Here is a 2,951-nt window from a genome sequence, read left to right on the forward strand (position 1 = left end):
TCGTTAAACCGGCCAGAGACTTTTCCGGACAGCAGGTCATTCCTTTACAAATTCTTCAGCGCAACAATATCAGTGATCAGACAAAAATCAGTTCACAGGATCTGCTTTTCAAGGTCAGTCCAATAGTTGACGACAACCCGGATCTCAGGACAGACCCGCAAGCCAAAGGCTCTGAATGGAACGGAAAAGATCAACCCTGGCCCATGAATCTGAAAATAAATCCGGCGGATATTGATGGTTCTGAAAGAGTTATAAGTGTTGAACTGGTTCCCCCAACAGGCATTCAATTACAAGGCACCGGCCTTTCATTTGATGGCGCTCGATATACACTCACCCGGGAGCCCGGTGAGTCTGTCGATGCATTTAACCAGAGACTGGCAAGTATTCATTTTATTCCTGCCAAGAGTATTTCAGGGAAGGTATCTGTCACTGTTGATTTCAGGATTCAGGACTATGCACCCGATATTAGCGAGTCCCGGGAAAAAGATTTCAGCCGACAGCTTGAGCTGGAGATTATACCTGCAAATAACTGTGCATCCCTGACCTCTCCGGCAGCAGAAGGTGATGAAGACTCTGATATTCTGCTTTCTGGTCTGCAGGCAACTCTCAATGACAATGACGGCTCAGAGGCCCTGTCAGCCCTCATCGAAAACATGCCCAACGGCGCAACCCTGTCAGATCAATCGAATAACCTTTTGCCTGCTAACGGTAATGGCAGCTGGCAAATTCCTGCCAGTCTGATCGACAGCGCCGGTCAAATTGCTCCATTAAATCTAAGGCCGCCCCTTGATTTCAGCGGTGAGCTGAACCTGCAACTAACCACCTACAGTCATGAGCAGTCTCTGACCACATTCTGTACCAATATGAGCCCGCTCCCGGTGAAAGTCCGTCCGGTAGGGGATGACCTGACTCTAAAAGAGCTGACAGAGAGCAACGGCCATGAAAATGTTGCCATAAACTTGCCATTGGATATCAGGATCACAGACACTGCCTCAGACCCCACTGATCATCCTGAAGTGATCGCTGTATCGGTCAAAATACTCAGCAGCAGTGACCCGACCATTTTCCCAACGGAAAGCAAAGCTGAAAAGCCCTATATAAAAACGCCTGATGGCCTTCAGGCTCTATTTATCCAATCAGGAACAGAGATCGAAGCCAGACTTGAAACAACCACCACTACTTTGCCTCATTTGATCTATCAGCCCGGAGATGGACATGGCAAAGCAGATCTTCAGATTACGGCTCACTCCGTTGATAACACTGACGGTCTCGTTCCCGGAGAGGGTTCAGATGTCAGCCTCCAAATCAAAGTTATCATAACACCCGCATCAGACAAGCCTGACTGCCAGATAGCATACGACAACATTACTGTATCAAAAAATGTTCCGATACCTCTTGGTATCAAGGCGGCTGTGGTAAACCCGGCTCTTCAGGTCAACAACCTGGTCAAAACTGAATTGTACGTGCTTCTGGAAAACCTGCCACCGGCTGCATCGTTGATCAACAGTGTTACTGGCCAGCCATCAGGAGTACCATCGACCTCACCTTCTGGCTGGGCACTGACAACCAGCGAGCTCAGTGAGCTTGCCATCATAAATCTGCCCACAGGTCAGTATGACCTGCAATTGAAAGCCGTTTCTGATGTTGCCGATGGTGCACCACAGCAAAGTACAATCCAGAATATTTCAGTCACAGTGACCCCGGAAACAGCCAATATTCAAACGTCCGATAAAGATGATTTTGTATTGGGTGGTGACAAAGCTCGAACCATAAACGCTCAGGGGGGAAATGACACTATTGGAGCAGGCTTGGCCGGGAACACTGTCATTGAAGGGTCAGGCAACGGGCAGATTTGGGGGGGTGAGATTAACAAAAATGGTGATGGAAAAACCGACCACTTCGTCTGGCAGAAGGGTGATGAAGGTGTCGGCGGAGCCTGGGACAATATCATGGATTTTGAGCCCGGTCTGGACAAAATTGACCTCTCGGCCATGCTCAATATCCAGTCTGTCTGGGATACATCGAAACTATCCAGCCAGTTGGTGATCACTGAATCCGCCAATCATAATGCAGTGATTTACTGGACCGACGATGGCACTAGCGGGACATCGTCTTTTAACATCAATAATGGCGACAGTGTGCAGGTTTCCGGTTCCGTCAAACAGCTGATCTATCTCAACAGCCTGGCTCTTAATACCCTCATTCCCGGTGGCGATAGCATGACCCCAGCACAGAGACTCAGCGCCCTTGTAGAGTCCGGCACCCTGAAGGTATCTAACCAATATGGCCATGAAGGTTCTGATGTACTGCGCGATAATGTCGGAGGCCTGACTCTTGACGCCGGTGGGGATGACGATGTGCTTTACGCCCACTTATCAGGCAGTAACCTGATAGGAAACAGCGGTAATGATCAGTACATTCTGGGGAGCAGTACAGATACATCTATCTGGAAGAAAGGGCATGAAGGCACAACCATTAATCCAGCTTCCGATATTTTGAAAAACTTTGCATCTGTGGACGGCAATAAGGATGTTGTGGATATCGCCGAGCTTCTGCCCCGAGAAGCCAGCAAAAATCCGGAGCGTTATCTGAAACTGGAGCAAGACAGTAGTAATAGTTTGCTTAAAGTAGCCACTGAAAACCCTGACGAATGGACACAATTCATTGTGTTTGAGGACACACTGCTTATTCCTGATGGACGATCAGCTGATGAAGCACTGAGGCTAATGATTGAACAGGGACAACTGCAAACCCATGTCGTTATATAAAGCTTTTCAAAGTAAGGGTGGTGAAGGACAGTTATACAAATTCCGCCTTCTAAATATGATATCGAGCAAGTCATTTTGAACAGCTGAGCAAGACATAATGACGAGTGCGTTTTTTCATTTGCCCTTACCTAGCAGCCTGTCGGACTTAAGGCCGTCCTACTGCGGTTGCAATAAATTGGTCTA

General features: G+C 48.1%; 1 protein-coding gene. It reads left to right on the top strand.

The window, feature by feature from the left end:
* The coding region (locus tag KDK19_RS19330; protein WP_257292659.1) for a M10 family metallopeptidase C-terminal domain-containing protein at positions 1–2,768 on the top strand (2,768 nt) is incomplete at its 5' end.
* Between the last annotated feature and the right edge of the window lie 183 nt (positions 2,769–2,951).

It is taken from the genome of Endozoicomonas sp. ONNA1, assembly GCF_024606325.1.
Taxonomy (GTDB): Bacteria; Pseudomonadota; Gammaproteobacteria; order Pseudomonadales; family Endozoicomonadaceae; genus Endozoicomonas_A.